6 protein-coding genes and 1 pseudogene are annotated in these 6,726 nt (G+C 65.1%); 4 read left to right on the top strand and 3 right to left on the bottom strand.

Annotated elements, in window-relative coordinates:
* Positions 1–562 (top strand): annotated as a pseudogene (locus EOA49_RS15895) (helix-turn-helix domain-containing protein); the annotation flags it as partial.
* A gap of 31 nt (positions 563–593) precedes the next feature.
* On the top strand, positions 594–1,232 hold the full coding sequence (locus tag EOA49_RS15890; protein ID WP_127242187.1) for a PQQ-binding-like beta-propeller repeat protein: 639 nt from the start codon (positions 594–596) through the stop codon (positions 1,230–1,232).
* A gap of 39 nt (positions 1,233–1,271) precedes the next feature.
* Here EOA49_RS15890 and EOA49_RS15885 read toward each other — a convergent pair whose 3' ends face one another.
* Genes EOA49_RS15885 through EOA49_RS15875 form a run of 3 tightly spaced genes read right to left on the bottom strand, consistent with a single transcriptional unit; the run spans position 1,272 to position 4,434 of the window.
* Positions 1,272–2,420 carry an acyltransferase family protein gene (locus EOA49_RS15885; RefSeq protein WP_245460681.1) on the bottom strand — a complete coding sequence of 383 codons (1,149 nt, stop codon included), beginning with the start codon at positions 2,418–2,420 and terminating at the stop codon, positions 1,272–1,274.
* Positions 2,421–2,473: 53 nt separating this feature from the next.
* Positions 2,474–3,715, bottom strand: coding sequence for an MFS transporter (locus EOA49_RS15880; RefSeq protein WP_127243246.1), 1,242 nt, complete (start codon positions 3,713–3,715; stop codon positions 2,474–2,476).
* Positions 3,703–4,434 carry an MBL fold metallo-hydrolase gene (locus tag EOA49_RS15875; protein WP_127243245.1) on the bottom strand — a complete coding sequence of 244 codons (732 nt, stop codon included), beginning with the start codon at positions 4,432–4,434 and terminating at the stop codon, positions 3,703–3,705. The genes EOA49_RS15880 and EOA49_RS15875 overlap by 13 nt, the downstream gene beginning before the upstream one ends.
* Positions 4,435–4,533: 99 nt before the next feature.
* Between EOA49_RS15875 and EOA49_RS15870 the strand changes: the two genes are divergently transcribed.
* Together EOA49_RS15870 and EOA49_RS15865 are read left to right on the top strand one after the other, a co-directional pair.
* Positions 4,534–5,199 carry a metalloregulator ArsR/SmtB family transcription factor gene (locus EOA49_RS15870; protein ID WP_127240482.1) on the top strand — a complete coding sequence of 222 codons (666 nt, stop codon included), beginning with the start codon at positions 4,534–4,536 and terminating at the stop codon, positions 5,197–5,199.
* Between the two features lie 488 nt (positions 5,200–5,687).
* Positions 5,688–6,707, top strand: a complete 1,020-nt coding sequence (locus EOA49_RS15865; protein ID WP_245307706.1) for an ABC transporter substrate-binding protein — start codon at positions 5,688–5,690, stop codon at positions 6,705–6,707.
* Positions 6,708–6,726 lie beyond the last annotated feature (19 nt).

Below are 6,726 nucleotides of genomic sequence, written 5' to 3'. Positions count from 1 at the left end.
CACCTCAGGCGCCCTCGTCGTCGATGCCTGCCGCAATGTCGTGCGCAAAGGCGACACCGTAGTGTCGCTGGCGACGCGGCCGGTGCTGTTTGCGCTGGCGCGCACGCTGGCCGAGGCCTGGCCCGCGGATGCGTCGCGGGAGGCGCTGCTGAAGCGCGCTTTCCGCGCCAGGCACGCCGATGAATCGCATCGTGCGCGGCTCAGGGTCGAGATGGGCCGGCTGCGCGCCGAAATGAACGCGCTGGCGGAAATCAACGCGACGGCCGCCGGTTTTGCGTTAACGCCGCTGACCGCAGCCGAGGTCGTGGTGCTGGCGCCGCCTGTCGAGGAGGAGCATGGCGCAGTGCTCGCCTTCCTCGCCGACGGCGAGTCCTGGTCGAGCTCGGCGCTGGCGATCGCGCTTGGCGCCAGCCCGCGCACCGTGCAGCGGGCGCTGGAAATGCTTTCGGCCGACAATAAGGTGCAGGCGGTCGGCCGCGGCAGGGCGCGCCGCTGGATGACGCCGCCGGTGACCGGATTCCCGACTGTCTTGTTACTCCCGGGTCCGCTGCCGAGCGACTAGTTTGCGGCCATTGTTCGAATGGAGATCGAAAATGAAACGAGCCGCTGCCGAGATCCTGCGCGAATACGGCCCCTTTCCGGACGCCGAGCGCATCAATGGCGTCACCTATGACGGCAAGAATGTCTGGTTCGCCACCGGCGACAAGCTGAAGGCGCTTGACCCGGAGAGCGGCGCGATCGTGCAGTCGATCGACGTCGCCTCGCATGCCGGGACCGCCTTCGACGGCGAGCATCTCTACCAGATCGGCGAGGACCGCATCCACAAGGTCGACCCGACGACAGGCAAGGTCGTCGCCACCATTCCCGCCCCCGGCAACGGCGGCGACTCCGGGCTTACCTGGGCCGAAGGTTCGCTTTGGGTCGGCGAATACAGGGCCCACAAGATCCATCAGATCGATCCTGAAACTGGCAAGGTGATCCGCACCATCGAGTCGAAGCGCGTCGTCACCGGCGTCACCTGGGTCGATGGCGAGCTCTGGCATGCCACCTGGGAAGGGGAGGAGGGCGATCTCTTGCGCATCGACCCCGAGACGGGCGATGTGCTGCAGGAGCTGGCGATGCCCTCCGGCGTGTCGGGACTGGAATCCGATGGCCGCGGCTGCTTCTTCTGCGGAGGCGGCAGCAGCGGCAAGATCAAGGCCGTGCGACGTCCCGGACATGATGGCAAGTAGCCGGCACGCCGGCGGCTTGCCGAGACGAAACAGCCGGCCTCAGGCCGCCTCGCGCGCGGGCCGCGCAATAGCCTTGTCGGACATCTTGGCGGCAGTCGGTCTGTCGACATGCGCCCAGGCCGGTCGCTCGAACAGGAAGGTTCCGAAGCCGGTGCGCTCGACGATGAAGTAGAGAACGACCGGGCTGATGACCGAGACGAGCAGCACCGCGAGGCTGAGCATGCCGGTATCGGTCAGAAGGCCGCTTGCCAGCATGATCCCGCGGAAGATCGACATCGGGATCGTGAAGGCGACATAGACGACCAGCGAATGCTCGCCGAGCCAGCGCAGCCATTCCATCGCGGCGAATTTCGACAGGAAGCCGCCGGCGACGCAGAGCGCCACCGCGCCGGCGACGGCCAGCGTAAGATGCAGCGGCGGCCATGCCGCCAGGCCCATCTGCATGCCGACCGGCTCGACGGCGTAGCCCGGCGAGTAGACGAGCAGGCCGTTGACGATGGCCCACACGATCAGCCCGGCAGCGGCGATCGCCGGACGAGCTTGCGTCCACGCGACCAGCCGGAACACCAGCGGCGCCATGACGAAGCCGAGATAGAAGAACACGAAATAGGCGGCGAATTGCGTGAGCGCATAGCTGTCCGAATGCGGTGCCCACATCTGCAGCGCGGCGGCAGCCGAGATGACGATCCAGTGCGGCACGCCTAGCTCGCGCAGGATGCGCGCCACGAGGCCGAACACGGCCAGCATGTAGATGAACCACAGCACGCCATAGGGCTGGACGACAGCCACGGCGAGGTCATGCAGCATGCCGGCGGGATCGCGGCTGAAGATGCCGATCTTCAGCCCGATCGAGATGACCGCCCACAGGACATAGAAATAGAGGTAGTGGACGACGCGCCGGTCGATATAGCGCCGCCAAGGCCGGTCGATCACCTGCGACAGGAAGAGCCCCGAGATCAGGAAGAATTCCGGCATCCGGAACGGGGTCGCGAAGCCGATGACATAATGCAGGAAGCCGACGCCGCCGGTATATTCGCCGGTGTTGTAGGCGGAATACATCATCACCACCAGGATGATCGAAAGACCTTTTGCCGTGTCCACCCACGGCATGCGCGTCGAAATGTTCATGAAAAACCCCGCAAAGGCACCCAGCGCCATAGTACCGGACAGGCGCGTCTCTAGCAGCATGAAGCTTCGGATATCGTAAACGCGGCGCTGTCGGGCTGGAGCTCGGAGCCGGGTCAGCGGCTGGTCTCTCGCATCGCCACCGCCACGATTACACCCGAGAGGAAGGTCAGGGCCGCGATCGCCGCGATCGCCGCGGCGAAGCCGAAGAAGTCGGCGATGAGGCCCGCCGACAGCGCTCCGATTGCGTAGCCGAGATCGCGCCAGAAGCGATAGACGCTGAGCGAGCGCGCCCGCCAGGACGGATGCGATGCGTCCGATACCGCCGCGATCAGGCTTGGATAGACCATCGCCGTGCCCAGGCCGAGCAGGAGGCTCGCCAGCAGCCACCAGCCGAAGTCGCGCGTCATGGCGGTGAGCAGAAGGCCGGCAGCCTGCACCCACATGCCGGCGACGATCAGGCCCTTGCGGCCCCAACGGTCGCTCAATGGCCCGGTTGCGACCTGTAAGATGCCCCAGACGGCGGGATAGACCGCCTTGAGGATGCCGATGCGCTCGACGCCGAGCCCGTTGGCGACGAAGAAGAGCGGAAACAGCCCCCAGCTCATGCCATCGTTGAGATTGTTGACCAGGCCCGCCTGCGAGGCCGCGAACAGGTTGCGGTCGCGGAAGGAAGTCAGCATGAAGATCTCGCGGAAGGCGAGCGGGGAGACAGCTTTCTGATGGTTGGCCAGTTCCAGCCGCACATGCTCGCGCGTGTCGCGCACCAGAAGCACCGAGAGCGCGGCACCCAGGATCGCATAGCCGATGCCGAGATAGATCGGGACCGGGCGCAGCCCGTAGCGGCTGGCCAGATAGCCGGTCAGAAATGCGGTGACGCCGACGGCGAGGTAGCCGGCGAACTCGTTGAGGCCGACGGCGAGCCCGCGCGATTTGGGCCCGACCAGGTCGACCTTCATGATGACGGTCATCGACCATGCAAGTCCCTGGTTGATGCCGAGCAGCGCGTTGGCGGCAACGATCCACCCCCAGCTCGGCGCCCAGATGATCATGAAGGGCACCGGCAGGCCGAACAGCCAGCCGAGGATCAGCACGCGCTTGCGATCCCACGTGTCGGCAAGCTGGCCGGAGACGAGGTTGGCGCAGGCCTTGACCACGCCGAAGCTCACGATGAAGGAGGTGACGAGCGTGGTCGAAGCAACCCCGAACTCCTCCGCGCCGATCAGCGGCACGACGGTTCGCTCAATGCCGACCATGCCGCCGACAAAGGCGTTGATCAGCACCAGCAGCGCGAACTGTTTCCAGTTGGCCTTGAGGCCGAGCGCGACGGCAGGCGCCGTTGCGCTCACGATCGCGATCCGGCGTTGGCGGAGCGGGTCCGGGCCGCGTCCGGCGGCGGGGGAGGGATGTCGGCGGTCATGGCGGCGATGAACTGGTCGACATCCTCGATGCGAAAGGCCTTGTTGAAGCGCCGCTCAAAGCCGATGGTCGATGTCGGCTTGCCGCTGAGCGAGCGGCCGCACACCGAGCCGGAATAGGCGCCCGGCAGCACCTCGATGTGATCGGGCAATTTCTTCAGCCGGCGCACGCTGGCATAGAGCGCGCGGGCTCCGTCCTCGGCGCTCGAAGCAAGCTCGGTGCGACCGAGATCGCCAACCATCAGCGTGTGACCGGTGAGTACGAACCAGGGTTCGGTCGATCGCGTTCGGTCGGTGACTAAAAGGCTCAGATGCTCCGGCGTGTGGCCGGGCGTGTGCATGACGGTCGCCGTCACATTGCCGAGCTCCAGCACCTCGCCATCCTTCACGGGACGGAACGGGAAGCCCGCCTCGGCGCCTTCGAACAGCACGTATTCGGCCCCCGTCGCTGCTGCGAGCGCACGGCCTGCCGATATATGGTCGGCGTGGATATGCGTGTCGACGACATAGAGGATGCGCATGCCTGTCGCGCGCGCCGCCTCGATATAGGGCGCGATCTCGCCGACCGGATCGACGACGGCAGCAGACGCCTTGCCGCCGCAGCCGAACAAATAGGACGCGGCGACCGGGTCGGTATGCAGGAACTGCCTGAGAATCATCGCTTTCCCTCCGGGCAACTGCGGGTCGCTTGGCTTGACGGCAGGTCGAAACCATCATTCAATAATTACATTGAATGACGATGGGTCGCAGAAAGGTCGATGTCAATCCGCAATCCGAAGCTGGCGCTGTACGAACAGTTCGCGATCGTCGCCAAGGCGCTCGGCAATCCGCTGCGCCTGGAACTGATCGAGCATTTGGCGCAAGGCTCGCGCAGCGTCGAGGCGCTTGCTGCGAAGCTCGGCCAGCCGATCGCCAACATCTCCCAGCATCTGCAGGCGCTGCGCCGCGCCGGCATCGTCTCGGCCGAACGCGACGGCAAATACGTGCGCTATTCGCTGAGCGATGCGAGCGTGCTGTCGGCCTTTGCCGCGGTGCGCGGCATTGCCGAGCGGCAGCTTGCTGAGGTCGATCGCATTGTGCGCGACTGTTTCAAGGCACGTGACGACATACAGCCGGTCACGCGCGGCGAGCTTCAGGCGCTGATGCGCGACGGGCTGGTGACGCTGATCGACGTCCGCCCGCCAGACGAGTTTGCGCTTGGCCACGTGCCCGGCGCGGTCAATGTTCCCCTCGGAGAAGTAAAGGCCTGGTCCCACGGTGCCGACCCCGGCCGGGAAATCGTCGCCTACTGCCGCGGCCCCTGGTGCGTGATGTCCTTCGAGGCGGTGGCCGCGCTGCGCTCGCTTGGCCATTCCGCGCGCCGCCTCGAGGACGGCATGCCGGAATGGAAAGCCGCTGGCCTGCCGGTGGAAATGGCGGCCTGACGGTGTCGCTAACAAATGCATGTCGCCCAAAAATGGGCAGCGGTTCTGCGACAAGGGGCGGCGAGCAAGTTTTGGGCTCGCAGCCAACGCAAATTGGGCGTATCGTGACATATCGTCGGTTGCTAATAAATGAGCCGGCGACTGAGAGCGCAAGACTCCCGCATCGGACTGGGCGCTAGCATCCACAACCACTCGTCGCGCCCACAAGACCACCTGCCTCTGTCGAAACCTCTTTTGCTCGGTTCCGGCCAGAATTGCCCTTCGCAATTCGGAATGGGAGCGTTCTGATGCAGCAGATCACGCAAACCCCCCGACGTTTCCTAGCCGGTGCTGCCCTGGCAGGCGCTGCCGGTGTCGTCGTCCTTAAGATGTGAGCAACAGGCAAGCCCAGAGCCCGCCATGCAGGTACGGCCGACTGTGCATAACACAGCATCCACGGGTCAGCGTTCTCAGTGTCGCACTGGCCACCATCTGGAAAGGAGGTTCCCATGCATACCGTATATCCCGGACGGTTCAGCCGACGGAGGTTCCTGCGTGGGATGACGCTGGCGGGGACGGCGGGGCTTCTGGGCTGGCACCCCAGGCGCGCCGCTGCGGAGCCACCGCCTGAGACGACGCGGATCCGGCTCGTCCGGGTTCCCAGCATCTGTCAGGCCCCCCAGTATGTAGCCGAAGAACTGTTGCGCAGCGAAGGGTTCACCGAGGTGCACTACCTCCAAAGAGAGGGGACGGCAGACATCGCGCCGGCCCTCGCCTCCGGTGAAGCCGACCTCAGTGCGCATTTCGCCGCCCCGCTCCTTCTCCGACTGGAGGCGGGGGATCCCATCGTCATCCTGGCAGGCCTCCACGTCGGCTGCTTTGAACTGTTCGGGACCGATCGCATCCAGTCGATCCGCGATCTCAAGGGGAAGACCGTGGCCGTGCCAGCGCTAGATTCCAGCCGATACGTCTTTCTCGCCACTATGACGGCGTATGTCGGCCTGGACCTCCATAAGGACATACACTTCGTCATGCATCCGGGACCCGAGTCCATCCGGCTCCTGAGTGAGGGGAAGATCGATGCCTATTTGGGCTTTCCCCCCGAACCGCAGGAGATGCGGGAGCAGCAGATCGGCCATGTGGTGATCAGCAGCACCGTGGACCGGCCCTGGTCGCAATACTTCTGTTGTATGTTGGCGGGGGAGCGGGAGTTCGTCCGTACGCATCCGGTGGCCACCAAACGCGCCCTCCGCGCCATCTTGAAAGCGGCGGATTTCTGCGCCAGCGAGCCCGAGCAGTCCGCCCAGTTCTTGGTGCAGCAGGGTTATACTAAGCGCTATGACCATGCCCTCCAGGTCATGAAGGCGATCCCCTACGGTTGGCGTGAGTATAGCGCTGAGGACACCCTGCGCTTCTACGCCCTGCGTCTCCACGAGGTCGGGATGCTGAGGAGCACCCCCCAGAAGCTGTTGGCCCAAGGCACCGACTGGCGTTTCTTCAACGAACTGAAGCACGAGCTGAAGACCTGACTAGGCGGCCAGCCGCGTG

The sequence above is a fragment of the Mesorhizobium sp. M1A.F.Ca.IN.020.04.1.1 genome, assembly GCF_003997315.1.
In the GTDB taxonomy this organism is placed as follows: Bacteria; Pseudomonadota; Alphaproteobacteria; order Rhizobiales; family Rhizobiaceae; genus Mesorhizobium.
The sequence above is the reverse complement of the archived record's forward strand: the minus strand, read 5'-3'. Positions and strand labels throughout refer to the sequence as shown.

What these genes read in the sequence shown, in the direction of transcription:
- EOA49_RS15885 (WP_245460681.1), bottom strand. Translation starts at nt 2,420, where the DNA reads ATGCTGCTAGAGACGCGCCTGTCCGGTACTATGGCGCTGGGTGCCTTT.
- EOA49_RS15890 (WP_127242187.1), top strand. Translation starts at nt 594, where the DNA reads ATGAAACGAGCCGCTGCCGAGATCCTGCGCGAATACGGCCCCTTTCCG.
- EOA49_RS15865 (WP_245307706.1), top strand. Translation starts at nt 5,688, where the DNA reads ATGCATACCGTATATCCCGGACGGTTCAGCCGACGGAGGTTCCTGCGT.
- EOA49_RS15870 (WP_127240482.1), top strand. Translation starts at nt 4,534, where the DNA reads ATGTCAATCCGCAATCCGAAGCTGGCGCTGTACGAACAGTTCGCGATC.
- EOA49_RS15875 (WP_127243245.1), bottom strand. Translation starts at nt 4,434, where the DNA reads ATGATTCTCAGGCAGTTCCTGCATACCGACCCGGTCGCCGCGTCCTAT.